The 25,340-nt window shown below is 62.4% G+C and carries 25 protein-coding genes; 8 read left to right on the plus strand and 17 right to left on the minus strand.

All coding sequences use genetic code 11. The features are described 5' to 3' along the window. Positions 1-117: 117 nt before the first annotated feature. The gene (locus M3484_RS21365) at positions 118-822 is read right to left on the minus strand and encodes a hypothetical protein (RefSeq protein WP_249499157.1); all 705 of its coding nucleotides are present in this window, start codon (positions 820-822) and stop codon (positions 118-120) included. A 139-nt stretch (positions 823-961) separates the two neighbouring features. Further along, positions 962-3,268, minus strand: a complete 2,307-nt coding sequence (locus M3484_RS21370) for a DNA topoisomerase IV subunit A (protein ID WP_249499158.1) — start codon at positions 3,266-3,268, stop codon at positions 962-964. Positions 3,269-3,420: 152 nt separating this feature from the next. On the opposite strand from M3484_RS21370, the gene M3484_RS21375 reads away from it, so the two are divergent. From M3484_RS21375 to M3484_RS21405, 7 genes are all read left to right on the plus strand, one after another. Beyond that, entirely contained in the window at positions 3,421-4,125 is a 705-nt protein-coding gene (locus tag M3484_RS21375; protein WP_249499159.1) for an SH3 domain-containing protein, read from the plus strand. 100 nt (positions 4,126-4,225) lie between these two features. Beyond that, positions 4,226-5,053 carry an SDR family NAD(P)-dependent oxidoreductase gene (locus M3484_RS21380; RefSeq protein ID WP_249499160.1) on the plus strand — a complete coding sequence of 276 codons (828 nt, stop codon included), beginning with the start codon at positions 4,226-4,228 and terminating at the stop codon, positions 5,051-5,053. A gap of 93 nt (positions 5,054-5,146) precedes the next feature. After that, positions 5,147-5,353 (plus strand): twin transmembrane helix small protein, encoded by a 207-nt coding sequence (locus M3484_RS21385; protein WP_092899260.1) that lies wholly within the window; start codon positions 5,147-5,149, stop codon positions 5,351-5,353. A gap of 33 nt (positions 5,354-5,386) precedes the next feature. Further along, positions 5,387-5,989, plus strand: coding sequence for a cob(I)yrinic acid a,c-diamide adenosyltransferase (locus M3484_RS21390; RefSeq protein WP_249499161.1), 603 nt, complete (start codon positions 5,387-5,389; stop codon positions 5,987-5,989). 163 nt (positions 5,990-6,152) lie between these two features. After that, entirely contained in the window at positions 6,153-6,914 is a 762-nt protein-coding gene (locus M3484_RS21395; RefSeq protein ID WP_249499162.1) for an electron transfer flavoprotein subunit beta/FixA family protein, read from the plus strand. Further along, a complete protein-coding gene (locus tag M3484_RS21400) occupies positions 6,914-7,825 on the plus strand; it encodes an electron transfer flavoprotein subunit alpha/FixB family protein (RefSeq protein ID WP_249499163.1) in 912 nt (303 codons plus the stop codon). Before M3484_RS21395 ends, M3484_RS21400 begins: the two co-directional genes overlap by 1 nt. Positions 7,826-7,963: 138 nt before the next feature. Further along, positions 7,964-8,839, plus strand: coding sequence for a 3-hydroxybutyryl-CoA dehydrogenase (locus M3484_RS21405; protein ID WP_249499164.1), 876 nt, complete (start codon positions 7,964-7,966; stop codon positions 8,837-8,839). A gap of 19 nt (positions 8,840-8,858) precedes the next feature. Here the strand turns inward: M3484_RS21405 and M3484_RS21410 are convergent, their stop codons facing one another. The 14 genes from M3484_RS21410 to M3484_RS21475 all read right to left on the minus strand — a co-directional run bounded on the left by M3484_RS21410 (position 8,859) and on the right by M3484_RS21475 (position 21,723). Then, on the minus strand, positions 8,859-10,316 hold the full coding sequence (locus tag M3484_RS21410) for a mannitol dehydrogenase family protein (RefSeq protein WP_249499165.1): 1,458 nt from the start codon (positions 10,314-10,316) through the stop codon (positions 8,859-8,861). Beyond that, positions 10,316-11,311, minus strand: coding sequence for an ABC transporter ATP-binding protein (locus M3484_RS21415; RefSeq protein WP_249499166.1), 996 nt, complete (start codon positions 11,309-11,311; stop codon positions 10,316-10,318). Before M3484_RS21415 ends, M3484_RS21410 begins: the two co-directional genes overlap by 1 nt. An 8-nt stretch (positions 11,312-11,319) precedes the next feature. Further along, on the minus strand, positions 11,320-12,150 hold the full coding sequence (locus tag M3484_RS21420; RefSeq protein ID WP_092899272.1) for a carbohydrate ABC transporter permease: 831 nt from the start codon (positions 12,148-12,150) through the stop codon (positions 11,320-11,322). Positions 12,151-12,153: 3 nt separating this feature from the next. Further along, the gene (locus M3484_RS21425) at positions 12,154-13,026 is read right to left on the minus strand and encodes a carbohydrate ABC transporter permease (RefSeq protein ID WP_092899274.1); all 873 of its coding nucleotides are present in this window, start codon (positions 13,024-13,026) and stop codon (positions 12,154-12,156) included. An 81-nt stretch (positions 13,027-13,107) separates the two neighbouring features. Beyond that, positions 13,108-14,421: an ABC transporter substrate-binding protein gene (locus tag M3484_RS21430; RefSeq protein ID WP_249499167.1), complete on the minus strand. Its 1,314-nt coding sequence runs from the start codon at positions 14,419-14,421 to the stop codon at positions 13,108-13,110. A gap of 130 nt (positions 14,422-14,551) precedes the next feature. Continuing rightward, positions 14,552-15,508: a sugar-binding transcriptional regulator gene (locus M3484_RS21435; RefSeq protein WP_092899278.1), complete on the minus strand. Its 957-nt coding sequence runs from the start codon at positions 15,506-15,508 to the stop codon at positions 14,552-14,554. A 10-nt stretch (positions 15,509-15,518) separates the two neighbouring features. Beyond that, positions 15,519-16,196: an HAD family hydrolase gene (locus tag M3484_RS21440; protein WP_092901972.1), complete on the minus strand. Its 678-nt coding sequence runs from the start codon at positions 16,194-16,196 to the stop codon at positions 15,519-15,521. 78 nt (positions 16,197-16,274) lie between these two features. Beyond that, entirely contained in the window at positions 16,275-17,153 is an 879-nt protein-coding gene (locus M3484_RS21445; RefSeq protein WP_249499168.1) for a lysophospholipid acyltransferase family protein, read from the minus strand. Between the two features lie 74 nt (positions 17,154-17,227). Beyond that, positions 17,228-17,491 (minus strand): HPr family phosphocarrier protein, encoded by a 264-nt coding sequence (locus M3484_RS21450; RefSeq protein WP_249499169.1) that lies wholly within the window; start codon positions 17,489-17,491, stop codon positions 17,228-17,230. 27 nt (positions 17,492-17,518) lie between these two features. Next, on the minus strand, positions 17,519-17,914 hold the full coding sequence (locus M3484_RS21455) for a PTS sugar transporter subunit IIA (protein ID WP_092899282.1): 396 nt from the start codon (positions 17,912-17,914) through the stop codon (positions 17,519-17,521). Next, positions 17,911-18,849 carry an RNase adapter RapZ gene (gene rapZ / locus M3484_RS21460; protein ID WP_249499170.1) on the minus strand — a complete coding sequence of 313 codons (939 nt, stop codon included), beginning with the start codon at positions 18,847-18,849 and terminating at the stop codon, positions 17,911-17,913. Before rapZ ends, M3484_RS21455 begins: the two co-directional genes overlap by 4 nt. A 3-nt stretch (positions 18,850-18,852) precedes the next feature. Continuing rightward, positions 18,853-19,278, minus strand: a complete 426-nt coding sequence (locus M3484_RS21465; protein ID WP_349306287.1) for an HPr kinase/phosphorylase — start codon at positions 19,276-19,278, stop codon at positions 18,853-18,855. 4 nt (positions 19,279-19,282) lie between these two features. Further along, complete coding sequence (locus M3484_RS21470; protein WP_249499171.1) at positions 19,283-21,025, minus strand: sensor histidine kinase; 1,743 nt, start codon at positions 21,023-21,025, stop codon at positions 19,283-19,285. Beyond that, positions 21,022-21,723 (minus strand): response regulator transcription factor, encoded by a 702-nt coding sequence (locus M3484_RS21475; RefSeq protein WP_092899290.1) that lies wholly within the window; start codon positions 21,721-21,723, stop codon positions 21,022-21,024. The genes M3484_RS21470 and M3484_RS21475 overlap by 4 nt, the downstream gene beginning before the upstream one ends. A gap of 347 nt (positions 21,724-22,070) precedes the next feature. Here M3484_RS21475 and M3484_RS21480 point away from each other — a divergent pair, with 347 nt between their 5' ends. Next, a complete protein-coding gene (locus tag M3484_RS21480; RefSeq protein WP_249499172.1) occupies positions 22,071-23,666 on the plus strand; it encodes a phosphoenolpyruvate carboxykinase in 1,596 nt (531 codons plus the stop codon). A 64-nt stretch (positions 23,667-23,730) separates the two neighbouring features. On the opposite strand, the gene M3484_RS21485 is transcribed toward M3484_RS21480, so the two are convergent. After that, a complete protein-coding gene (locus M3484_RS21485) occupies positions 23,731-25,332 on the minus strand; it encodes a 5-guanidino-2-oxopentanoate decarboxylase (RefSeq protein WP_249499173.1) in 1,602 nt (533 codons plus the stop codon). Between the last annotated feature and the right edge of the window lie 8 nt (positions 25,333-25,340).

Raw genomic sequence — 25,340 nt, forward strand, 5'->3', positions numbered from 1 at the left:
CCTGGCCGCCCTTGCTCTGCGGAGCCCCCCTCACGGGAAACCCCTGGTTCACTCGGGCGGCGACTTAACGATGGTGACGGGGAAAATCAAGTGTCCGTTGGTGTCGCGCCCATCGCGTCACCCCTTCGGAGCCCCCTTGCCAGCGGCCTTGCCCTTGCCGGCGGGCAAAGCGGCTGCGGTCGCGGCGGCGGCCGGATCCGGGGCATCATCCTCGGCAGGCTTCGCCTCTGCCGCTTCAATCTCGGCATCACGTGCGGCAAGCAATTCTTTTTGTTCGTCTTTTGTCAGGCCAAACCAATCGGGATGTTCCAGAAGCCAGGCCTCGATCTTCTGAACGGCATTATAGCTCAGCGCCTCCATCTGCTGGGCCTTGGTGCGGGTCAGACCTGTGCCGATCACACTCTCGCCCGAAAGCCCCTCGAAAATGGTGAATTTTTTACCCTCGTCATTGAGCTTTTTCGCCCTGGCGTCGTCCCAGATATTGGCGGTGATGGCGAGCACGGATTTCGGCGCGGCAACGACCGGGATTCCCGGAGGGGCGAGCGCATAGCCATCGACAGAGATACCGATATTGTAGATCCGGCTGCCCTGATAACGCTTTTGCCCGAAGCGATCATCGACCGCCTTCTGCATCACCTTCTGCCATTCCTCGGGCGTCGCATCGCGCGAGATCGGCACTTTCTGCACATTGTCTGCCACGATGATATTATGGCCCAGCACAAAATCGCCGAAGGGCATCGGAGGCTCGTTCAGATCTGCCTTGCCGCCACAGGCAGCCAGCGAGCAAACAAGGGCGAAAGAGGCAAATCCGCGCAGGTACAAAGCAGAACTCCGTTTGAGACGCCCAACCGATAGCCGAGCCAGAGGCAACAGGCAAACCCGCACGCGACCGGCCCGCCAGAAGACAAATTCCTTGCAAAGGAATTTGGCCGGAATTTTACGATAAAATTCCGGCCGCGCTTCAGTTGAACCGGTTGTCGCGGGGGAAGCCGCGCGGGGCCATCTTGCCGGTCCCGGCACGGGCGCCGATCCATTCGCTCAGATCGGTCTCGAGCCGGGTGCGGCCGGCCGGGTCTTTCCAGCTCAGACCATCGGCCAGGGTAAAGGTGATCGCATCCGACAGACCGCCATCCTTGTATTTCTGCAGTCTGACACCCTTGCCTTTGACCATCTCGGGGAGCTGTACCAGCGGGAAGACCAGCAGCTTGCGGTTCTCCCCCACCACAGCGACATGATCGCCACTCACCTTGCGGCACATCGCGGATTTCACCCCGTCCTTCACCGTCAGCACCTGTTTGCCCGCCTTTGTCTGCGCCAGCAGCTCTTCGGCGGGCACCACGAAACCATCGCCCGCCGTCGAGGCGAGCATGTATTTCTCGCCCGGACGATAGAGGATCAGATCGGTGATATCGGTGTCATTCGCCAGATCGACCATCAGGCGCACCGGTTCACCCATACCGCGCCCGCCAGGCAGATTGGCCCCGATCAGCGTAAAGAAGCGGCCATTCTCGGCCACCAGCAGGATCTTGTCAGTGGTCTCGGCATGGAAAGCGAAGCGCGGCCCGTCGCCATCCTTGAATTTCTGTTCCGCCGCCAGATCGACATGGCCCTTCATCGCGCGGATCCAGCCCAGTCTGGAACAGATCACTGTGATCGGCTCGCGCTCGATCATCGCCTCGAACGGCACTTCCTCGACGGAACCGGCATCGGCAAAGGCAGTACGGCGGGCGCCATGCACCCAGTCCTTGCCGAATTTCCGCCGGATCTCTTCCAGCTCTTCCCCAATCCGCGTCCACTGCTTCGAATCCGAGGCCAGCAGATCCGCGAGCCCCGCGCGCTCCAGGATCAGCGCATCGCGTTCGGCGCGCAGCTCCATCTCTTCGAGACGGCGCAAAGACCGCAGCCGCATATTGAGGATCGCCTCGGCCTGGACCTCGGTCAGATCGCCGGGGCTGCGCGGTTTTGGCGCCTTATAGTCCTTTTCCGACAGCGCGCGCGGATAGGTTCCGCCCCAGAGCTCGGCCATCAGCGCGGCTTTCGGGTCGCTGTCATAGCGGATGATGTCGATCACCCGATCAAGGTTCAGATAGGCGATGATAAAGCCTTCGAGCACCTCGAGCCGGTGGTCGATCTTTTCGATCCGATGGGTCGAGCGCCGGCGCAGCACCTCGCGGCGGTGATCAAGAAACGCCCGCAGCACCTCTTTGAGCGAACAGACGCGGGGCACGCGGCCATCGATCAGCACGTTCATGTTCAGGCTGAACCGCGTCTCGAGATCGGAATTGCGATAGAGCATCCCCATCAGCATCTCGGGGTCGACATTGCGGGCGCGGGGTTCCAGCACCACGCGGACATCCTCGGCGGATTCGTCGCGCACATCGGCCAGAAGCGGCACCTTTTTCAGGTGGATCACCTCGGCCAGCTTTTCAATCAGCTTCGACTTCTGCACCTGATAGGGGATCTCGGTCACGACGATCTGCCAGGCGCCCCGGCCCAGATCCTCGATCTCCCATTTCGCCCGGATGCGGAAGGCGCCGCGCCCGGTGGTATAGGCCTCGCGCATCGACTCTTTCGGCTCGACGATCACACCGCCGGTCGGGAAGTCGGGGCCGGGGATATGCTCCATCAGCCCGTCAATGCTGATCTCCGGGTCTTTGAGCATCGCATGGCAGCCGCGGATCAGCTCATCCAGGTTATGCGGCGCGATATTCGTGGCCATGCCGACCGCGATACCGGAAGATCCGTTTGCAAGCAGATTCGGGAAGGCCGCCGGCATCACGACGGGTTCTTCCAGCGTGCCGTCGTAATTCGGGCGGAAATCCACCGCGTTCTCGGCCAGCCCCTCCATAAGGGTCTCGGCCAGCGCGGTCAGACGCGCCTCGGTGTAGCGCGACGCTGCAGGGCTGTCGCCGTCAATATTGCCGAAATTGCCCTGGCCGTCGACCAGCGGGTAGCGGACGTTGAAATCCTGCGCCAGGCGCGCCATCGCATCATAGATCGCGCCATCGCCATGCGGGTGATAATTGCCCATCACATCGCCGACGATCTTGGCGGATTTGCGGAACCCCCCGGTCGCCGAGAGCTTCAGCTCGCGCATCGCATAAAGGATTCGCCGGTGAACCGGCTTCAGCCCATCCCGCGCATCGGGCAGCGCCCGATGCATGATGGTGGACAGCGCATAGGTCAGATACCGTTCGCCAATCGCCCGCGAAAGCGGCTCGACTTCGGTTGCACCCAGGGAATTGTGATCGTCATCTTCGTCGGACATGCATCTTGTCTAGGCTGCGGCCCGGTTCTGGTCCAGTCGGTTTTCGCGCGACAACGCGCGGCCTGCGCCCGGCATTTGGATTTTGCTGCTGATTTTTCACCCTGATCTGTGCTAGAATGTGGGTTCTGCTGCCAAATTCCGAAAGTCTGCCAATGTTGCGCTACGTGTTGCCGCTTTCTGCGGCTATCTTCGTTACCCTTCTGGTCGCCGGCGAGGATAAGGGCCAGATGCGCCCTGGTCTCGCCCGTGCGGTCGCGACCGGAGAAGAGATCGTGCTGGTCACCCGCACCTTCTCGCCCACGGTCACCGTCGCGCCCGAGCCCGAGCGTGTCCAGCTCTCCGCCACAGATCTGCCGCCGCCGGTCGAGTTGGCTGCAGCCCCTGCAATCGCGAGCGTGCCGAAGGCCGAGCCCGCAGCGCCGGCACCAAAGCCCGTTTTCACCCTGTCTTCATTGCCTGATCCCAGCGGCGACATGGCGACACTTGATGCTACGGGCACCGGGTCCGCAGAGATGTCGGCCCCGGCTGCGCCCGCCATGGCGGAACCCTCGCTTTATGCCGATCCGACCGATGGCGGGGCGCTTTCTCCCGATCCGTCCGCTGGCTATGACAGCCCCTCTTATGACGGCCTTTCCAATGACTGGGCGGCGATGAACGGGGATATCCGCACCGTTTCAGCCAGCTCGGTCAATGTGCGGCTTGGCCCCTCGACCGATTCTTCGGTTGTCGGCCGCCTTTCCGAGGGCGAAGCCGTCCGCGTGATCGGCGCGGTCGATTCGGAATGGGTCGAGGTGGCGATCGAAGGCGACGGCATCTATGGCTATGTCGCCTCGCGCTTCCTGACCGACGCCTATTGATCGCCGGCAGGGCGTGCCCCTGCTTGACCCTCTGCCCGATCTTCATTTGACGCTGCCCGGTCTTTGCCCCTAAGGCTTTGGAAAAAAGACGGGCAGAGCAATGGACAGATCGATTCTCATCACCGGATGTTCTTCTGGCATCGGGCTGGATGCGGCGCAGGGTATGAAGGCCCGCGGCTGGCGCGTCTTCGCTACCTGCCGCCAGGAGGCCGATTGTGAAAGGCTGCGCGAACAGGGGTTCGAGAGCTTCCGCCTGGACTATGCCGATGAGCCCAGCATCCTGGCCGCCATCGACGAGATCCACGAACGCAATGGCGGCCGGCTTGGCGCTTTGTTCAATAATGGCGCCTTCGCCTGCCCCGGCGCGATCGAAGACCTGCCGCGCGGCGCCCTGCGCGAGATCTTCGAGGTCAATCTCTTTGGCTATCATGACCTGACGCGCCGGGTGATCCCCCTGATGCGGGCCGCCGGTGTCGGGCGGATCGTCAATTGCTCCTCGGTGCTGGGGCTGGTGCCGATGAAATGGCGCGGCGCCTATGTGGCAACGAAATTCGCGATGGAGGGAATGACCGATGTGTTGCGCCTTGAGATGCGCGGCACCGGAATTGACGTCGTGCTGATCGAGCCCGGCCCGGTCACCTCGCGCATCCGCGAAAACTCGATCCCCCATTTCGAGAAATGGGTTGATTGGGAGAATTCCGCGCGTTCCGACGAATATCGCACCCTTTTGCACCGGCTTTACGAGGCGAAAAATGCGCCTGACCGCTTTGAACTGCCGCCTTCGGCGGTGACGGCGGCGCTGGTGAAAGCGGTGGAAAAGCCACGCCCCAGGGCCAGGTATTACGTGACCAAAGCCACCTGGCTGATGGCCTTCGCGCGCTGGCTGTTGCCGCGCCCCATGCTGGACTGGCTGATCGCGAAAGGCTGAAACGGCAGTTTCACCCTTCGCATTCCGCCCATTGCACTTTAGGCTTTCACCCGTGGCACTGTTGTGCCGCCGGGCGCACAGAAAGAGCACACCATGTTGAGAGATCCCCTTTTCCTCCTCGCGGCCTTCGCTGCACTTGTCGTCGCCGCGATCCTCATCTTCGGTATTGGCACCTTCGCCAAAGGTGGTGATTTCAACCGGCGCAACGCGAATAAGATCATGCGTTGGCGCCTTATCGCTCAGTTCATCGCCGTCATCCTGCTGGTCGCCTTTGCCTGGTACCGGCATTCAGGCAGCTGAGGCGGCGGGCGCGCGCAAGGTCAGGGAGGAAACATGGTCGTTCTGTCAAAAATCTACACGCGCACCGGTGACAAGGGCGAAACAGCCCTGTCGAATGGCGCGCGGGTGCCCAAACATGCAACCCGCGTCTCGGCCTATGGCACGGTAGATGAGACCAATGCGACCGTCGGTCTTGCCCGGCTGCATGCGACAGGCGAAGTGGCGCTGGCGCTGGCCCGGATCTCGAACGATCTCTTTGATCTTGGCGCCGATCTTGCGACGCCGGACCGGCATCTGGACGAGACCCTCTCTTATACGCCGCTGCGGATGATTGCGGCCCAGGTGGACAGGCTGGAGCGCGAGATCGACGCGATGAACACCCGGCTGACGCCCTTGAGCAGCTTCATCCTGCCCGGAGGATCGGCGCTCGCGGCCCAGTTGCATCTGTGCCGCACGGTCTGCCGCCGCGCTGAGCGGCTGGCAGTAGAGCTTGCCGGCGAAGAGGATGTGAACCCCGATGCAGTACGATATCTGAATCGTCTGTCGGACTGGTTTTTCGTCGCCGGGCGCATTGCCAATGATGATGGTCGGTCGGATGTTCTCTGGGTGCCTGGCCTGACACGTGGCGATGCCGGGCCGAATGGCGCGGCGGGCTGATCGCCCCCTCCCCCCATCTGATCGAAAAGACGCATCAGTAACGCGACGCAGTGCGTCCGGGACGTGTCGCTTTTTGCTGTAGAATCGTTTCCCCCTGCGATAACACTCCTGGCGGGAGCTTGTGAGGGGCGTGCGAACGCCCCCAGAAATGGAGATTTACCGCATGAAGGTCCTCGTGCCTGTCAAACGGGTGATTGACTACAACGTGAAGGTCCGTGTGAAGGCGGATGGTTCGGGTGTCGATCTTGCCAATGTGAAGATGTCGATGAACCCCTTTGACGAGATCGCGGTGGAAGAAGCGATCCGCCTGAAGGAAAAGGGCATCGCAACCGAGGTCGTGGTCGTCTCGATCGGCGTCAAACAGGCGCAGGAGACCCTGCGCAACGCGCTGGCGATGGGCGCGGACCGGGCGATCCTGATCGAAGCCGCGTCTGACGTGCATACCGATATCGAGCCGCTCGCCGTGGCGAAACTTCTGGCGGCCGTGGTGAAGGAAGAGGCCCCCGGCCTGGTCCTGGCCGGCAAGCAGGCGATTGACAACGACATGAACGCGACCGGCCAGATGCTGGCGGCGCTGCTTGGCCAGGCCCAGGCGACCTTTGCTTCGGAACTGGTGATCGAGGGCGACAAGGCCCGCGTCACCCGCGAGGTCGACGGCGGTCTCCAGGTCATCGAGGTCAGCCTGCCGGCGGTCGTCACCGTCGATCTGCGCCTCAATGAGCCGCGTTACGCAAGCCTGCCGAACATCATGAAGGCCAAAGCGAAGCCGCTGGCGGTGAAGACCCCGGCTGACTATGGCGTCGATGTGACCCCGCGTCTGACGGTCGTGAAAACCACGGAACCGGCCGGCCGCAAGGCGGGTGTGCGCGTCGCCTCGGTCGATGAGCTGGTGGCGAAACTCAAAGATGAAGCGGGGGTGATCTGATGGCTGTTCTCCTGATTGCAGATGTGAACGAAGGCCAGCTTGCCACCGATTCGGTTGCCAAAACGTTGACGGCCGTAAAATCTCTGGGCGAAGTGCATCTTCTGGTCGCAGGCCCGGCAGAGGCTGCGGCGACTGCAGCAAAGCTCGAAGGCGTCAGCAAGGTTCTGAATGCCAGCGATAACAATGGCCTGGCCGAACCGATGGCCGATCTGGTGGTCAGCCTCGCGGGCGCTTACAGCCATATCACCGGCGCCGCGACCGCCTATAACAAGAACGTTCTGCCGCGTGTTGCTGCGCTGCTCGACGTGATGGTGATCTCGGATGTGACCGCCGTTATCGATTCTGAAACCTTTGAGCGGCCAATCTATGCCGGCAATGCGATTCAGACGGTGAAATCTTCGGACGCGAAAAAGGTCTTTTCGGTACGCACGGCGGCTTTTGCAGCGGCAGGCGAAGGTGGTTCGGCTGCGGTCGAGGCTGCGGCAGATGCGGCTGCAACCGGCCTGTCGAGCTTTGTCGAAAACCGGGTGGCGGCTTCGGATCGTCCTGAACTGACCTCGGCGAAGATCGTCGTGTCGGGCGGGCGCGGTGTCGGTTCGAAAGAAAGCTTCGCGGTGATCGAAAAGCTCGCGGACAAACTGAACGCAGCCGTCGGCGCAAGCCGCGCGGCGGTCGACAGCGGCTACGCGCCGAACGACTGGCAGGTCGGCCAGACCGGCAAGGTCGTGGCGCCTGATCTTTATGTCGCGGTCGGCATCTCGGGCGCGATCCAGCATCTCGCCGGGATGAAGGACTCGAAGGTCATCGTCGCGATCAACAAGGACGAAGAAGCCCCGATCTTCCAGGTCGCGGATTACGGCCTTGTCGGAGACCTCTTCACCATCCTCCCCGAGCTCACAGAAAAGCTCTGATCTGCAAAACGCAGAAAAGGTACAAAGGGCGCCCCCGGGCGCCCTTTTCCATTGCAGAACCTGCCAGCGCCCGCAGCGGGGATTGCCCCCGCAAGCCCCCGCGCCTAATCTCACAGCCGCAACAGGAAGAGGCTCATCATGGATATCCGTTCGGTCGGCATCGTAGGCGCGGGGCAGATGGGCAACGGCATCGCGCATGTTTTCGCGCTTGCCGGATATGACGTGCTGCTGAACGACGTGAATGAAGACTCGCTGCAAAAGGCTGTCGCCATCATCGACCGCAATCTGGAACGCCAGGTGTCGCGGGGGAAGGTCTCGGCCGAAGACAGGCAGGCCGCGATGGGCCGGATCAGGACCACCATGACCCTGGCCGATCTGGGCCCTTCGGATCTGGTGATCGAGGCCGCGACCGAACGTGAAACGGTGAAACAGGCCATTTTCGACGCGCTGCTGCCCCATCTGAAACCCGAGACGATCCTGACCTCGAATACCTCTTCGATCTCGATCACACGGCTCGCCTCGCGCACCGACCGGCCCGAGAAATTCATGGGGTTCCACTTCATGAACCCCGTCCCCGTGATGCAGCTGGTCGAGCTGATCCGCGGCATCGCCACCGATCAGGCGACCTATAGCGCGCTGCATGCCGTGGTGGAAAAACTTGGAAAAACGGCGGCTTCTGCCGAAGATTTCCCTGCCTTCATCGTGAACCGCATCCTGATCCCGATGATCAATGAGGCGGTCTATACGCTTTATGAAGGCGTCGGAAATGTGCGTTCCATCGACGAGGCGCTCAAGCTCGGCGCCAATCACCCGATGGGACCGCTGGAACTTGCGGATTTCATCGGGCTCGACACCTGCCTTGCGATCATGAACGTGCTTTATGACGGCCTTGCCGATACCAAATACCGGCCCTGCCCGCTTTTGACGAAATATGTCGAGGCCGGCTGGCTGGGTCGCAAATCGCAGCGCGGCTTTTACGATTACCGCGGTGAGGTGCCGGTTCCCACCCGCTGATCCCGGGCCCGGCCCAAGCTTACCGCGCCAGATACGCGCCCAGAACCGCCCGCGTGCCTTCAGCCCAAAGGCGCGTCAGATGGCGTGCAAAAGCCGCACGAAAACGCGGATCCTGGCCGGTCTCACCATAGATCGCTTTTTGTGCCAGCCACAGGTCGGGCTGAGCCTTGGCCTGCTGCGCCAGCGCCGTCAGCCGATCCCAGTCCGGATCATTCGCCGCAATCACGGCGCCGCTGTCAGTCACCCCGGCGCAATAGCGACACCAGAGCGCCGAGACCAGCGCCAGCCCCTCCACCGACCCGCCCGCCGCCAGCGCGTCGCGCAGCGAGGGAATGATGAATTTCGGCTGCCGGTTCGACCCGTCAAGGCAGAGCCGCCGCGTGGTATCTGCCACTTCGGGGTTGGAAAACCGCTGCCGGATCACCTCGTAATACCCGGCAATCACCGTATCCGGGACCGGTGGTACATAGGGCACCACCTCCTCCGTCTCGACCCGGTCAAGGAAGCCCGCGATCAGCGGATCGGCCATCGCCTCATGGACAAATTCGAGATCCATCAGTCCGGCCGGATAGGCGATGATCGCATGGCCACCGTTAAGGATACGGATCTTCATCATCTCATAGGCATGGACCTCGCGGCTGAAGGTCACGCCGACGCGCTCCAGCGGCGGGCGCCCGGCGGGGAAATGATCCTCGATCACCCATTGACGGAAGGGCTCGCAGGTCACCGGCACCGGATCGTCGAGGCCGAACGCCGCCGCCATCGCGCGTTCGCGCGGGCCGGTCGCGGGGGTGATGCGGTCAACCATCGCATTCGGGAAGGCGACCGTGGCGTCGATCCAGGTGCTCAGATCCGGGTCAGACAGGTGGGCAAGGCCCACGACCGCATTGCGGGTAACATCGCCATTTCCGGGCAGGTTGTCGCAGCACATCACGGTGAAGGGCGCGATCCCGCCAGCGCGGCGCGCCTTCAGCGCGGCCACAATCGCGCCGAAGGCCGTACCCGGCGCGCCGGGATTGGCCGCATCGGCAACAATAGCCGGTGCCGTGGGATCAAAAGCGCCCGAAGCCGGGTCGATGAAATAGCCACCCTCGGTCACCGTGAGCGAGACGATGCGGATCTCTGGCCGCGACATTGCCGCGATCAGGCTGGCATTGCCGGGCTCGACCGGCAGGAAATCAATCATCGCGCCGATGCGGCGACAGCTGCGGCCCTGCGGATCCAGCTCGATCACGGTCGAAAGGCAATCCTGGGCCAGCAGGGCATCGCGCATCGCCGCATCCGCCGGGCGCACACCGGCGCCGATTATGGCCCAGTCATGCGCCAGGCCGAGCCGGAACAGGTCATCAAGATAGACCGCCATATGGGCACGGTGGAAGTTCCCCAGCCCGATATGAACGATGCCGGGGGTCAGCGCCTTACGGTCATAGCCGGGCATTTGCACAGACAGGTCAGGCACCGTCTCTGAACCCCGCATCACAGCGCCCTTCCCTCATGGTCGAAGCGGTAAAGCTTGCCCTCCTGCGGGCTGAGGCTGACGCGGTCGCCGTGGTGCAGGGCCATCTCGCCGGAGACACGGACGGTCAGTTCGCCCGCCTCGGCGGTCTGAACCTTGAGAAAGGTGTCCGAGCCGAGATGTTCTGCAAGGCCCACCACGCCGGTCCAGCGCCCGTCCTGCGTCACCGCGATATGTTCCGGGCGGATCCCCAGCGTCGTGCAGCCCTCACGCGCGGCTTCGGCCCCGGTGATGAAATTCATCTTCGGGCTGCCGATAAAGCCCGCGACAAAGAGGTTCTTCGGCTGGCGATACAGCTCAAGCGGCGATCCGACCTGTTCGATCCGCCCCGCATTCAGCACCACGATCTTGTCGGCCATGGTCATCGCCTCGACCTGATCATGGGTCACATAGATCATCGTGGTCTTAAGCGACTGGTGCAGCTCGGAAATCTCTTGCCGCATAGTCACGCGCAGGGCTGCATCAAGGTTGGACAGCGGCTCGTCGAACAAAAACGCCGCCGGTTCGCGCACGATGGCCCGGCCAATGGCGACGCGCTGGCGCTGACCACCCGAAAGCTGGCCCGGACGGCGGTCGAGATAATTCGTCAGGTTCAGCACCTTCGCGGCCTGTTCGACCTTTGCGTTCTGCTGATCGGGGCTGAGACCCGCCATTTTCAGCGGGAATGCGATGTTCTTGCGAACCGTCATATGCGGATAAAGCGCATAGGACTGGAACACCATCGCGAGCCCCCGGCTTCCCGGCGCGGTATCGGTCGCGTCCTTGCCATCGATCACGACCTGGCCCGAGGAAATATCCTCAAGCCCCGCGATCAGCCTGAGCAGGGTCGATTTGCCGCAACCCGACGGCCCCACGAAAACAACGAATTCGCCGTCATTGATGGTCAGGTCAAGCGGCGGAATGACATTCACTTCGCCAAAGCTTTTCGTGACTGCGGAAAGGGTAATCTGTCCCATTCTTTACCTCACTTCACCGCGCCAAAGGTCAGGCCGCGGACGAGTTGTTTCTGGCTGAACCAGCCAAGGATCAGGATCGGCGCAATCGCCATGGTCGAGGCCGCCGAGAGTTTCGCGTAGAAAAGTCCCTCGGGGCTGGAATAGCTGGCGATGAACTGCGTCAGGGGGGCCGCGTTCCTGGTGGTCAGCTGCAATGTCCAGAAGGCCTCATTCCAGGCCAGGATGATGTTCAGAAGCATGGTCGAGGCGATCCCCGGCACCGCCATAGGGGTCAGGACATAGAGTATCTCGCGGCTCAGACTGGCGCCGTCCATCCGCGCGGCCTCGAGGATCTCGCCCGGGATCTCGCGGAAATAGGTGTAGAGCATCCAGATCACGATCGGCAGGTTGATCAGGGTCAGCACGCCAACCAGGCCGATGCGGCTGTCCAGCAGGCCGAAATCGCGGAACAACAGGTAAAGCGGCACCAGCACGCCGACCGCCGGCATCATCTTGGTGGAAAGCATCCACATCAGCAGGTCTTTGGTGCGTTTGCCGGGGACAAAGGCCATCGACCAGGCCGCCGGGATCGCGATGACCAGCGCCAGCACGGTCGATCCGAGCGAGATGATCACCGAATTCATGAAATGCAGGAAGTAGTTCGAGCGTTCCTGGACGACGTGATAGCTCTCCATCGTCCAGGGCGCGGTCAGGACCTCAAGCGGCGCTTTGATCGCGTCGCCCTCGGTCCGGAAGGACAGGATGAAGATCCACAGGATCGGGAAGAAGATCAGGAAACCGATCGTCCAGGCCGCGATGGTGACGGCCCATGTCCGGGCGGGGCTTGTGCTGCGCGCCATGGCTCAGACCTCCAGATTCTTGCCGATCATCCGCATCAGGAAGACCGCAACGATATTGGCAAGGATGACCGCGATGATGCCTCCGGCCGCACCGCCGCCGACGTCAAAGGACAAAAGTGATTGCGAATAGACGAGGAAAGGCAGGTTGGTCGACGCCGTGCCCGGCCCGCCATTGGTGGTGACGAGGATCTCGGCAAAGACGGAAAGCAGGAAAATCGTCTGGATCAGGATCACGACCGTGATGGGCCGTGTCAGATGCGGCAGGGTCAGGTGCCAGAACCGGCTGCGCCAGCCGGCGCCATCCATCTCGGCGGCCTCCATCTGCTCGCGGTCAAGGCTTTGCAACGCGGTCAGAAGGATCAGCGTCGCAAAAGGCAGCCAGGACCAGGCGACGATCAGAATGATCGAGGCCAGCGGCGCATGGCTCAGGAAATCAAAGGGTTGTAGCCCCACGGCCTTGAAGAGATGCGCAAACATCCCGTTCACGGGGTTCATGAACATGTTCTTCCAGACCAGCGCGGCCACGGTCGGCATGACAAAGAAGGGCGCAATCACCATGACCCGCACCACGCCCTGGCCCCTGAACGGCTGATCCAGCAACAGGGCAAGTGCGATGCCTCCGACCACCGTGATCGCCAGCACGCCCAGCACGAGAAGCAGCGTATTGGTCAGGGCTGGCCAGAAGGCGGGCTGGGTGATGAAATAGTAATAATTGTCGAACCCGGTCCAGCTCTCCATCCCCGGCATCAGGAGGTTGTAGCGCAGGAATGAGAAGTAAAGCGTCATGCCCAACGGCACGATCATCCACAAAAACAACAGGATAACCGCCGGAGAGACCATAAGACGCGCAGCCGTCCTGGACTGTTCGGTCGCCATGATGTGGTCCTGAAATACGGGGAAGAAGGTGGCGGGGCCGCGTAAAGAAGGCAGCCCCGCCGGGAGGAACCTTTTAACCGATCACTTGATATAGCCCGCGCGGGTCATCTCGGTCGTGGTAAAGGCCTGCGCCTTGGCCAGCGCGCCCTCGGCCGTATCAGACCCCGCCAGAGCCGCCGAGAACATCTGCCCGACCGCCGTACCAAGCCCCTGGAATTCCGGGATCGCCACGAATTGCACCCCGACATAGGGCACCGGATCCACCGCCGGATTGTTCGGATCGGCCGCATTGATCGATTCAAGCGTCATCTTCGCAAAGGGCAGTTTCTGATATTCCGGATTGTCGTAAAGCGACTGGCGGGTGCCCGGGGGGACATTGGCCCAGCCCTCTTTTTCCGCCACCAGCGCGAGATAGTCCTTGCTGGTCGCCCAGGCGACGAAGGTCCTGGCGGCCTCTTCCTTCTGCGTGCCCGCAGGGATTGCAAGGTTCCAGGCCCAGAGCCAGTTGCCGCGCTTGCCCAGCCCGTTATCGGGTGCCAGTGCGAAGCCGACCTTATCGGCCACGGTCGATTCCGCCGGATTGGTCACGAAACTCGCCGCCACGGTCGCGTCGATCCACATGCCGCATTTGCCCTGCTGGAACAGCGAGAGGTTTTCGTTGAACCCATTATTCGCCGCACCGGGGGGGCCATAATTGCCCATCAGATCAAGGTAGAAATCCAGCGTATCCTTCCAGGGCTTCTGGTCGAATTGCGGCTTCCAGTCCATGTCGAACCACTTCGCGCCGAAGCTGTTCCCCATGGCCGAGAGGAAGGCCATATTCTCGCCCCAGCCCGCCTTGCCGCGCAGGCAGATGCCGTAGACCTCATTCGATTTATCGGTCATCGCGGCGGCGGCTTCTTTGATAAAGGCCCAGCTCGGCGCGTCCGGCATGGTCAGCCCGGCCTTTTCCATCAGGTCGGTGCGATACATCACCATCGAGCTTTCGCCATAGAAGGGCGCGGCGATGAGATTGCCGTCGACGGTCAACCCGCCCCGGATCGCCGGCAGCAGGTCATCCACATCATAATCGGCGGGCAGATCATTCAGCGGCACCAGCCAGCCCTGCTTGCCCCAGATCGGGGCCTCATAGGTGCCGATGGTCATGACGTCGAACTGGCCGCCTTTGGTAGCCACATCTGTGGTGACGCGCTGGCGCAGGACGTTTTCCTCAAGCGTCACCCAATCGACCCTGATGTCGGGATGTTTCGCGTAGAACCCATCCATCAGCCCCTGCATCCGGATCATGTCACCATTGTTCACAGTGGCGACGGTGATGGTGGTTTCGGCCATCGCCGCCCCGGAAAGGGCGAGAGCAACCGTCGCGCCAAACATGGCGCGGTGCGACAATTTCATTGGTAATCCTCCCTGGCTGCGTCTGAAGCGCCTTAAATGAGCAATTCATCGCATTGTGATCAATTGCTCATATTCAGGGGTGTTTCGTCAATCCCTTTCCTCCGCCGCAGCTGCGAGGGTGACAGGCGGCTCAGCCGCGCGACAACAGGGCTTCGGCAGTGGGGGAATCGGTGACGAGACCATTGATTATGCGGGACTTCAGCGCGGCATGGATGCCCGGCACCTTGGATGCACCCGCAGCAATACCGATGGCAGGGCGGGAGAGGCCTGGGTCTACCCTCAGGCCACCGGTGCGTGTGTTGATCCCGAAATCGAGGTAATGGCCATCCGAATCAAAGACCCAGCCCGCGACCTCGCCTGCGGCGCCCGCCGCCTGCATCTCGCGCAATTCGGCATCGCTGACAAATCCGTCCCGGTGCAGCGGCGCGTCATCCGACATCTGGCCGACGCCGACAAAGACCACATCCGCGCCGCGCGCGAGTTCCAGCACCCGCCTGACGGGGCCAAGCGCATGGAATTCGGCACGTTCCTCGGCGGTCGAAGACACCACAGGCACCAGCATCGGGTAATGCGGCGCCTGAACCCGGTCGGCGAGCCGCATCACCACATCGAAAAAGCTCGCCGATCCGTCGGGGGCAATATTGCCGATCAGCGAGACCAGACGGTGTTGCGGCGCGGCCATTGGCTCCAGCGCTTCGACAAGGGCGCGCAGCGCGCGGCCGGTGCCGAAGCCGATGGTCAGAGGATCCTCCATCCGCAGGACCCGCTCCAGTTCGGCTGCCGCCGCACCGGCGATCCCTGCGGCAGGGTCAGCGCCCGGCCCGAGCCCCGGCACCACGCGGCAGGTCGCCAGCCCGAAACGATCCTTCAGACGCGCCGCAAGATCCATCGAGGCGCCGATCGGATGATTGAGCCGCACCTGGATCAGCCCTTCGGCCATGGCGCGGCTGACCAGACGCTGGGCGCGCTGGCGCGAGATACCCAACTCGCCCGCGATCTGGTCCTGGGTCATGCCACCGACATAATAGAGCCAGCCGGCACGGGCGGCATCGTCAAGCAGGCTGGGTTCTGTATCGGCGCGGCTCATTGTGGTTTCCTCATTGCGGTCTCCTCAATGCAGGCACGCTGTCGAAAAACCGGGAAAAATCGTCAAAACGGCGGGTCGGGCGGGCGTCTTCGGGCTCTTCCGGCGTATCAGAGCCCATATGACTGCCCCCGGTAAAGCGCCAGACCTCCATGCCCGCCGCCTTAGCCGCGCGCAAACCCGTCAGGCTGTCCTCGATCACGAGACATGCCGCAGGCGCCACCCCCATCCGCGCTGCGGCATGAAGGAACAGATCAGGCGCAGGTTTACCGCGCGCCACCTCGCTTGCGGTAAAGGTCACCGCGCCAAGCCGGTCCCACAGGCCCACAAGCCCGAGCGAGGTCTCAACCCGGCGCGGGCTGGACGAGGTGGCGACACAGACCGGCACCGCCAGCAGGTCCAGCATCGCCGCCACGCCAGGCATGATGCGCAGATCGCGCCTGAACGCGGCCAGCAGCGCCTCGCGGTAGCCCGTTTCGAATTCAGGCGGCAGATCGAGGCCGAAATCAGCACGGATCGTCGCCATCACCGTCGGATAGCTGCGCCCCAGAAAATGGCGGGCGACATATGCGAGGTCGATCTCGACGCCCAGCTGCGCCAGCTCCGCCACCAGCATCTGCGCGCTGATGATCTCGCTGTCGATCAGCACGCCATCGCAATCGAGGATCAGCAGCTCAGGTGAAACAGTCATCATGCCCCGCACTATGCCCCGAAGCGAAGCCGGCGCATATCTTACCCATTCCGGCGCGGGCCGAAAGCCCGGGTTGCGTCAGCGCGCCTTGCCCAAAGCCAGCGTATGCGCGCGCAGCCAGGCGAGGAAGCCGCGCGGATTGCCTTCCCATTTCTTCAGCTCATCCGCCGGGATCGGCTCGCCGATATGGGGTCGCTGCGGTTTGAAGAGCGCGCGCTTGATCTCGCGCAGCAAAAGGCCCTGGCGCAACGTATCCGACAGCTTGTTCGCGATCAGGAAGCTGCGGCTGTTCTGACCGGGGAAATAGATCGGCAGGATGGTGGCGCCGGTGGATTTCACGATCTTATGGGTAAAGACATTCCATTCCGCCTCGATCGCCGGGCCGAACCAGGTCTCGGACATCGCGACCTTGCCGGCGGGGAAGAGAATGATCACGCCGCCGTTTTTCAGTTGCGCGAGGGTCTCGTTGCGCATCTTCAGCCCTTCTTCGCGCGCATTGTCTTCATGCGGGAAGGGCACCGGGATCATGAATTCCTCAACCTCGGGGATGCCGGTCAGAAGAGAACGGGTGAGGATTTTGAAATCGGGCCGCACCCGGGTGATCATCTCGGCCATGATCATGCCATCGACCAGACCCGAGGGGTGGTTCGCCACCACGACGACCGGACCGGTTTTCGGGATGCGGGCGATTTCCTCGGGTGGCGTGTCGATGCGGATGCCCATATGGCGGATCGCCTTGGGCCAGAAGGGGGCGCCAAAAGGGGCACCTGATTTCTCGAAGCTGCGGATCAGCGACAAAAGCCGGATCTTCGCCGTAAACCATTCAATCGTGCGAATCGTATTCGCCTTGAACGGGTTGCGAAAGGTTCCGGCATAAGACAGCCGGCGCATATCATAGGGTCTGTCCACCGGAGCCGGCGCTGCGGGTTTGGCGGTGGGCGGGCTTTGCTCGGTCACGAAGCGACGATCCTCAGCGTGTATTCCCCGGAACAGGCCCGAAAACCGGACCCCTCATTCCACGAAGACAGCCCTCAATAGTCTTCTCCGAAGCGCCCGGCAACCAGGGCCTCCAATGCATCGGCAAGTTTCTCCGCATCGGCGCCCGACGTCGTTACGTCGATTGAGGTCCCGCGCGAGGCGGCAAGCATCAGAAGACCCATAATCGAATCCCCAGAAACCTCCATCCCGTCCTTGGAGACAAGCGCGCGGGCGTCATGCGCCTCGACCGTCTCGACGAATTTCGCCGAGGCGCGGGCATGAAGCCCCTTCTCATTGACGATTCTGAAAGTCCTCAAGAGCAATCCCCAGGTCGAAACTCCGCCTCAGATCCCGCCGCCGAGGTCAAGGCTGTTGATATATTTGCGCCCGGCATCCAACGCGGCCGCTACCGCCTCTGGCACAGGAATATCGCGCGATTTCGCCAGCTTAATCAGCATTGGCAGGTTCGCGCCATAAAGAATGCGACGTCCCGAAGCCGTACAGGCCGGCAAGGACAGATTCGAGGGCGATCCCCCGAACATATCCGTCACCACAACGACCCCCTCACCGCTGTCAACCGAATTGGCGGCGGCGATGATTTCAGCCTGTTTTGCGTTGCGGTCATGGTCATCTTCAATCGCAATGGCGATCATGCCGTCCTGTTTGCCGACAACATGCTCCACAGCGGAAAGATATTCCCGCGCCAGCCCTCCATGAGCGACGATTACAATCCCGATCAAGCCACAGACACCTTGTCAGCTGGGCCAGGCATCTCGCCGGCCTTGCGTTCCAGTTCCCTGTGCCGTTTTGACACCGGCCAGCCGGCCTGCGCAAGGGCACTGCCCATCAATTCTGCTATAGCAACCGATCTGTGTTGCCCGCCGGTGCAGCCAAACCCGATTGCAAGATGCGCCTTGCCCTCACCCACCTGAGCCGGGAGCAGAAATTCAACCAGATCCCGTACCCGGTCAAGAAAGGGGGCGAAATTCGGATCCTGCGCGAGAAACGCCTGCACGGCCGGGTCCCGCCCGTCCAAAGCGCGGAGCGCGGGGTTCCAGTGCGGATTCTTCAGAAAGCGACAATCAAAGACCATATCCACCCCGCGCGGCAAACCGCGGCGGTAGCTGAAGCTTTGCAGCGACACCGCGAGGCGACCGGAAATGTCCGGCTCGAACCAGCGCTTGATCTCGGCTTTCAGGTCGTGGGGCGACAGCTCGGTCGTGTCGATCAGCAGATCGGCCCGGACCCGGATCGGGGTCAGCAGATCCAGCTCGCGCGCGATACCTTCGGCCGGGGTCTCATCAGGGGCCAGCGGGTGGCGCCGCCGGGTCTCGGAATAGCGGCGGATCAGTTCGGGCGAGGCGCAGTCCAGGTACACCACCATCGGCGAGACCCCGGGGTCACGCACCATCCCATCGATCAGCTCGATCAGCGCGGTGGCGTTAAAATCGCGGTTCCGGACATCAAGCCCCAGGGCCACGGGCCGGTCAGGGGCGGTCCCCTCCAGCAGACGCGGGATCAGGCTCAGGGGAATATTGTCGATCGTCTCATAGCCGATATCTTCCAGAACCCGGATGGCAGTGGTCCGCCCGGCGCCTGACGGCCCGGTCACAAGGACCAGTCTGAATTCCCCGGGCACCGCGTCCCGGAATTGGGCCGCCGAAGAGGCATCCATAGCTCACTCCTGTCGCCCGCCCGTCATCAGGGCAAGCAATCCTTCAGCAAGATGGTCATTTTGCGCCCGCAGCACAAGCGGCAGTTCATATCCAAGTATAGATGTGTGGCGCCGGGGTGGCAGTCGCTCGGTCTCGGCCTGCCCCAGATCGACCACCAGAGCAAGCGGCACCGGGCCCGAGGGCGTTACCCGCAGGATGCCGATCCCCCGCGCCTCGATCAGCCCGCTTATCGCCTGCGCGGGGCAGGAGATCTCTACCCCAATGCCCGACACGGTCAGCGCGGTCCGGTCATCCGCGACCAGCGCCGCGCCATAAGCCATGAGTTTCAGCGCCAGCGCCGATTTCCCCGCCCCCGAAGGGCCGAGGATCAGCACCCCCCGCCCCCCGATGGCAACCGAACTGGCATGCAGGATCTGCGTTTCCGTCACATCGTCAGACCGGCAGACCGACCACGAAACGCGCGCCCAGCGGCTCGGAATTGGGGTCGGCATTCGGGTGGCGGATGTTCTCGGCCCAGATCACCCCGCCATGCGCCTCGACGATCTGTTTCGAGATCGACAGGCCAAGGCCGGAATTATTGCCGAAATGCGTCTCGGGCCGGTCGGAATAAAAGCGCTTGAACACTTTGGTCAGCGCCTGTTCCGGAATACCCGGACCGGTATCTTCCACCACGATCAGTACGCGGTTCTCGCGCTGACGTGCCCAGACCCGCACGGCATCGCTGGCCTCGCAAAACGAGATCGCATTGGTGATCAGATTGACGAAGACCTGGGCCAGCCGCGCCTCAAGGCCACGGATCATAATCTTGCCCGCAGGCAGGTCAGTCAGGAAATCGACCTCCGCCTCCGCTGCCTGTTCGCCCAGATATTGCGTCAGATTGGTCAGGGTATGGACGAGGTCGAATTCCTCCTCCTCCTCCTTCACCAGTTCGGAATCGAGCCGCGAGGCGTTCGAAATATCCGAGACCAGACGGTCGAGGCGCCGCACATCATGTTCGATCACATCGAGAAGTTTCTCGCGATGCTCTTCCTTTTTCACAAAGCGCAGTGAGCCGACCGCCGAGCGCAGCGAGGCGAGCGGGTTCTTGATCTCATGCGCCACATCGGCTGCAAATTGTTCATTGGCATCAATGCGATCATAAAGCGCGGCCACCATGCCGCGCATCGCGACCGAGAGGCGTCCGATCTCATCGGGACGCGCTGCGAGATCCGGGATCCGCACCCGTCCCGGCGAAACCTTACCGCCGTCGCCGCCGCGCCCGATCTCGGCCGCCGCCGCCAGATCCGAAAGCGGATTGGCGATGGTTGAGGCCAGCACCAGCGAAAGCCCAACCGAGACCAGCAGCGCCACGATGAAGACCTGGAGGACCTGCTCCCGTTCATAGCGCACCAGCCGGTCGATCTCGCCCGCCGCCGAAGACAGCACCAGGACCGAACGTACCTCGCCCCCGACCGCCACCGGGGTCGCGACCGAAAACACCTTGCCGCCATCCGGGCCCAGGCCGGTCGAAGAGGCGGTCTGCCCCGCCATCGCATTCGGCAATAGCCGGCGCGCCAGCGTCGCGCTGTCCTCGCCTTCCAGCTGGGTGCGGCCCAGTGACAGCACCACCGAAACCCCGTCCCAGACCGAGTTCAGAAAATCGGTGATCACCGTCGGACGACGGGCCACCAGATCGCTTTCGGGGCCGGTGCGGGTCGCAAGAATCGCGCCCTCGGCGTCGAAGATGAAGGCCACCACGCCCGGCGCCAGATCGACACGACGCAGCGCGGCGGAATAGTCGTAAAGCGCCGCCGGGATGGCCTGCCCCTCCGGGCCGGCCTGACCCGGCGCGGTGGCCGGGCCAGTCTGGCTGGCCTCGAACACGCCGGAAATCAGCCGCGCCTCGCGAACAAGTCCCGCCTCGCGGCTCAGGACCAGGCTGTCGCGGAACGGGTTTAGGAACAGCACCCCCGCCACAAGGATGATCAGCGCCATCAGGTTGAATATGACGATTTTGCGCGCCAGCGGGCTGCGGTTCAGCGCGACAAGCCCGCCCAATGGGCGGGCGCCGCGCTGTTCATCGGGAATGCTCTCTGGCGAGACCCAGTCTTCGCCCAGCAGAACTTGCCCCCCGCGCCGGCCAGTTCCGGTACGGGAGTTGTGATTGTCAGGCCCAAGGCGCGGCGAGGCTGTCATTCTTCGTTGTAGCGATAACCAATGCCGTAAAGCGTTTCGATGGCCGAGAATTCCTCATCAACGGTCCGCATCTTCTTGCGCAGCCGTTTGATATGGCTGTCGATGGTCCGGTCATCGACATAGACCTGATCATCGTAAGCCACATCCATCAGCTGGTCACGCGACTTCACAAAACCCGGGCGCTGCGCCAGGGCCTGCAACAGCAGGAATTCCGTGACCGTCAGCGAGACATCGCGGCCTTTCCATGACACCGCATGACGCAGCGGATCCATCCTGAGCTCGCCGCGCTCGATCACCTTATTCTCTTCGGAAACCGGTGCATCCGTCGCCACGCCGGCATCCTGACGCCGCAACAGCGCGCGGATCCGTTCGACCAGCAACCGCTGCGAGAAGGGCTTTTTGACATAGTCATCCGCGCCCATGCGCAGACCGAGCACTTCGTCGATCTCGTCATCTTTCGAGGTGAGGAAGATCACCGGCATCGCGGTCTTCTGACGAAGCCGCTGCAAGAGGTCCATCCCGTCCATGCGGGGCATTTTAATATCAAGAACCGCCATGTCGGGCATGCGGCGATTAAAGGCATCCAGGGCCGACTGGCCGTCAGTATAGGTTTCGACTTCGAACCCCTCGGCTTCAAGGGTCATCGAGACGGACGTCAGAATGTTCCTGTCGTCGTCCACCAGGGCGATGCGCGACATAATATATCCTGCTCTGTTTCTTATCGGGATATAATCCTCAATGCGCGGGCAGGAATCAACAAGAAACGAATCACCCACCCGTTCCGGCAGGAAAAGCGTCACGAAAATACGGCAGCATGGCGAATATGCCTCACTGTGGGCAGGCTGCCGCCGGTGGTTGCGCTAACCTTGGAATGGTTGCGCTAACTCCCTGAAAGGTTGCTGTTTTCCTTTCGCAACCGCGTGTTATAGGCGCGAAGAGGGCAGTACAAACGGATAGGGTTTGCCCTTGCGCCCAAGGCCCGGGCGCAGTTTCAACCAAGGCCGCGCCAGGCGCGCGGCGACCGGAGCTTGGCACGGATATGACTATGAACGGACGCGTGAACCCGAAACGCACTCTGGACCACCAGGGGATCAGCGGCGCTGGCACTGTTCATTACAACTATCGCGAACCTGCACTTGTCGAAGCTGCGGTTGCCCGCGGCGAGGGCCATATCGGCAAAGGCGGCGCTTTTCTCTGCACGACGGGGAAATTTACCGGCCGTTCGCCGAAGGACAAATTCGTGGTGCGCTCGGCTTCGACCGAAAACACCATCTGGTGGGAAAACAACGCAGCGATGACCGAGGGTGCCTGGGCTTTGCTCAAGGCCGATATGCTCGATCACCTGAAGGGGCGCGAGGTTTTCGTCCAGGATCTCTATGCCGGCGCCGATGCCGCGCACCGTGTCGATGTGCGGGTGATCAGCGGGCTTGCCTGGCATAATCTGTTCATCCGCCACCTTCTGCGGCGCCCTGAGGCGGCTGAACTTGACGTTTTCGAACCTGAATGGACGATCATCAACCTGCCGTCCTTCAAGGCTGACCCCGAACGTCACGGCTGCCGCACCGATACCGTCATCGCGCTGAACTTTGACGAAAAGACCGTGCTCATCGCCAATACCGAATATGGTGGCGAGAACAAGAAATCGGTCTTCACCATCCTGAACTACCTGCTGCCCGAAAAGGGCGTGATGCCGATGCATTGCTCGGCCAATCACGCGATCGGCAACCCCGATGACACGGCCGTCTTCTTCGGTCTTTCCGGCACCGGCAAGACCACGCTTTCGGCTGACCCCTCGCGCATCCTGATCGGCGATGATGAACATGGCTGGTCGGATACGGGCACTTTCAACTTTGAAGGCGGCTGCTACGCCAAGACGATCAATCTCTCGGCCGAGGCCGAACCGGAGATCTATGGCACCACCCATCGTTTCGCGACCGTGGTCGAGAACATGGTCTGGGATCCCGAGACCTTTGAGCTTGATTTCGAAGACAATTCGCTCACCGACAATATGCGCTGCGCCTATCCGCTGGATTATATCTCCAACGCCTCACCCACCGGCCTGGGTGGGATGCCGAAGAATGTGGTGATGCTGACCTGTGACGCTTTCGGGGTGCTGCCGCCGATCTCGCGGCTGACGCCGGCCCAGGCGATGTATCACTTCCTCTCGGGCTTCACCTCGAAAACCCCCGGAACCGAGCGCGGCGTGACCGAGCCGACGCCGACCTTCTCGACCTGTTTCGGCGCCCCCTTCATGCCGCGCCGGCCCGAAGTTTATGGCAAGCTCTTGCAAGAGAAGATCGCAAAGCACGGCGCTTCCTGCTGGCTGGTGAACACCGGCTGGACCGGCGGCAAGCACGGCACCGGACGTCGGATGCCGATCAGGGCGACCCGCGCGCTGCTGACGGCGGCGCTGGATGGCTCACTTGCCCGGGTGCAGTTCCGCAAAGATCCGAATTTCGGCTTTGAAGTTCCGGTCGATGTGCCCGGCGTGGATCCGGTGCTTCTGAACCCGCGCGAGACCTGGGCGGATAAGGCGGCCTATGACGCACAGGCCCAGGTTCTGGTCGGCATGTTCTCGAAAAACTTCGGACAATATGTCGAACATATCGACGCAGATGTCCGCGCTGCCGCGATTGGCTGAAATGTTCGATAAGTGAAATCAGAACCGCCCGGAAACAAAGGTTTCCGGGCGGTTTTGTTTGATTTTAGAGCGATACCTGGGCGCGCAGATCATCACCGAAGATCAGCATTGTCGGCCCTTTGCGTGCAGCCCCCTCGCGCAGGAAGCCCGGCAGCGTCTCAAGTTCCGAGACGCGTTCGACATGCCAGCCCGAGGCCGCAGCGATCGCTGCAAGATCGGGCGTATAGATATCGACCCCAAGCGTCGGGATGTTCTTCGCCACCATATAGGATTTGATCTCGCCATAACCGCTGTTGTCATGGACGAGCAGGATCACCGGCACTTCTGCCTCGGTGGCAGATGCCAGTTCCGAGAGCGAGAATTGCAGCCCGCCATCGCCCGAGATCCCCACCACAGGGCGGTCATCCGCGAGCTTCGCACCGATCGCTGCAGGCAGGCCATAGCCCAAAGTGCCGTAACCCGTAGCCGAATTGAACCAGGTACCGGGCGAGGCCGCTTCATATGCCATATTCCCGGCATAGGTCAGCTGGGTCGAATCGCCCACCATCCGCACACCTGGAAGCGTATCACGCACGATATTGAGCAGCGCCAGGTCGCGCAGATAGGCATCCGAAAGAGCGGCACGCCCCTCGCGCGCCCCTGCCGCCCGCGCCGCACCATTCTTCTTTGCGGCCGGGGGCGGGTCGGCCAGCACCGCCGCCACAAATTCCGCCGCATCCGAAGTGATCGCGAGCGAAGGGGTGATCCCCCGTGCCATATGCACCGGGTCGAGATCGACGCGGATCAGGGTGCCCGGCAGTGCGAAACCGCCATCTTCATACATGTCGTAATCGGTCAGACCCAGCTCGGTCCCGATAGCCAGGACGACATCGGCGCCCGCGATCAGCGCGCGCGTGCTGGCGACCGATGCCGAGACAGGCACCGCCAGCGCATGATCCGGCGGCAGCAGCCCCCTTGCATTGGTCGTCATCACCAGCGGCGCGTCAAACAGCTCGGCCAGCCGTCCGACTTCGGCCCGCTGTGCACCGCCACCGGCGAGGATCACCGGGCGTTCTGCGCCCTCCAGGGCCTGGATCGCCTCGCGCAGGGCCGCGGGCGCGGGCGCGGGCAGCGACAGCATCATCGGCTTTGGCAAAGGCAGATGGCCGGCATCCGCGAGCATCACATTGATCGGCAGTTCGATATGCACCGGGCGCGGCCGCGCGCCATAGAATACCGCAAAGGCCTGGGCCAGTGCGCCCGCCAGTTCCTCGGGCCGGTTCACCGTGCGCGAGAACGCAGCCACGCCCGAAACCAGCGCCTGCTGATTGGGCAGCTCATGCAGCCATCCCTCGCCAGAGCCCATCCGCCCATGCGCGTTGACGGTCGAAATCACCAGCATCGGGATCGAATCACCATAGGCCTGGCCCATTGCGGTCACGATATTGGTCATGCCGGGGCCGGTGATGATGAAACAAACACCGGGCTTGCCGCTGGCACGCGCATATCCATCGGCCATAAAACCCGCGCCCTGCTCATGGCGCGGTGTCACATGGCGCACGCCGGAACCGGCGAGGCCGCGATACAGCTCTACCGTGTGAACGCCGGGGATGCCGAACACCACCTCGACGCCATAGCTGCGCAGAAGGTGGGTCAGATAAACCCCGGTTGAGATATTCGCAGTCACGTCTTCAT

The sequence above is a fragment of the Pseudomonas sp. GX19020 genome (assembly GCF_023371075.1).
Classification (GTDB): domain Bacteria; phylum Pseudomonadota; class Alphaproteobacteria; order Rhodobacterales; family Rhodobacteraceae; genus Pseudogemmobacter.

What these genes read in the sequence shown, in the direction of transcription:
- M3484_RS21440 (WP_092901972.1), bottom strand. Translation starts at nt 16,196, where the DNA reads ATGACTGTTTCACCTGAGCTGCTGATCCTCGATTGCGATGGCGTGCTG.
- M3484_RS21425 (WP_092899274.1), bottom strand. Translation starts at nt 13,026, where the DNA reads ATGGCGACCGAACAGTCCAGGACGGCTGCGCGTCTTATGGTCTCTCCG.
- M3484_RS21410 (WP_249499165.1), bottom strand. Translation starts at nt 10,316, where the DNA reads ATGCGGGGTTCAGAGACGGTGCCTGACCTGTCTGTGCAAATGCCCGGC.
- M3484_RS21435 (WP_092899278.1), bottom strand. Translation starts at nt 15,508, where the DNA reads ATGAGCCGCGCCGATACAGAACCCAGCCTGCTTGACGATGCCGCCCGT.
- M3484_RS21415 (WP_249499166.1), bottom strand. Translation starts at nt 11,311, where the DNA reads ATGGGACAGATTACCCTTTCCGCAGTCACGAAAAGCTTTGGCGAAGTG.
- M3484_RS21430 (WP_249499167.1), bottom strand. Translation starts at nt 14,421, where the DNA reads ATGAAATTGTCGCACCGCGCCATGTTTGGCGCGACGGTTGCTCTCGCC.
- M3484_RS21470 (WP_249499171.1), bottom strand. Translation starts at nt 21,025, where the DNA reads ATGACAGCCTCGCCGCGCCTTGGGCCTGACAATCACAACTCCCGTACC.
- M3484_RS21475 (WP_092899290.1), bottom strand. Translation starts at nt 21,723, where the DNA reads ATGTCGCGCATCGCCCTGGTGGACGACGACAGGAACATTCTGACGTCC.
- M3484_RS21405 (WP_249499164.1), top strand. Translation starts at nt 7,964, where the DNA reads ATGGATATCCGTTCGGTCGGCATCGTAGGCGCGGGGCAGATGGGCAAC.
- rapZ (WP_249499170.1), bottom strand. Translation starts at nt 18,849, where the DNA reads ATGGATGCCTCTTCGGCGGCCCAATTCCGGGACGCGGTGCCCGGGGAA.
- M3484_RS21385 (WP_092899260.1), top strand. Translation starts at nt 5,147, where the DNA reads ATGTTGAGAGATCCCCTTTTCCTCCTCGCGGCCTTCGCTGCACTTGTC.
- M3484_RS21390 (WP_249499161.1), top strand. Translation starts at nt 5,387, where the DNA reads ATGGTCGTTCTGTCAAAAATCTACACGCGCACCGGTGACAAGGGCGAA.
- M3484_RS21380 (WP_249499160.1), top strand. Translation starts at nt 4,226, where the DNA reads ATGGACAGATCGATTCTCATCACCGGATGTTCTTCTGGCATCGGGCTG.
- M3484_RS21395 (WP_249499162.1), top strand. Translation starts at nt 6,153, where the DNA reads ATGAAGGTCCTCGTGCCTGTCAAACGGGTGATTGACTACAACGTGAAG.
- M3484_RS21375 (WP_249499159.1), top strand. Translation starts at nt 3,421, where the DNA reads ATGTTGCGCTACGTGTTGCCGCTTTCTGCGGCTATCTTCGTTACCCTT.
- M3484_RS21370 (WP_249499158.1), bottom strand. Translation starts at nt 3,268, where the DNA reads ATGTCCGACGAAGATGACGATCACAATTCCCTGGGTGCAACCGAAGTC.
- M3484_RS21480 (WP_249499172.1), top strand. Translation starts at nt 22,071, where the DNA reads ATGAACGGACGCGTGAACCCGAAACGCACTCTGGACCACCAGGGGATC.
- M3484_RS21420 (WP_092899272.1), bottom strand. Translation starts at nt 12,150, where the DNA reads ATGGCGCGCAGCACAAGCCCCGCCCGGACATGGGCCGTCACCATCGCG.
- M3484_RS21400 (WP_249499163.1), top strand. Translation starts at nt 6,914, where the DNA reads ATGGCTGTTCTCCTGATTGCAGATGTGAACGAAGGCCAGCTTGCCACC.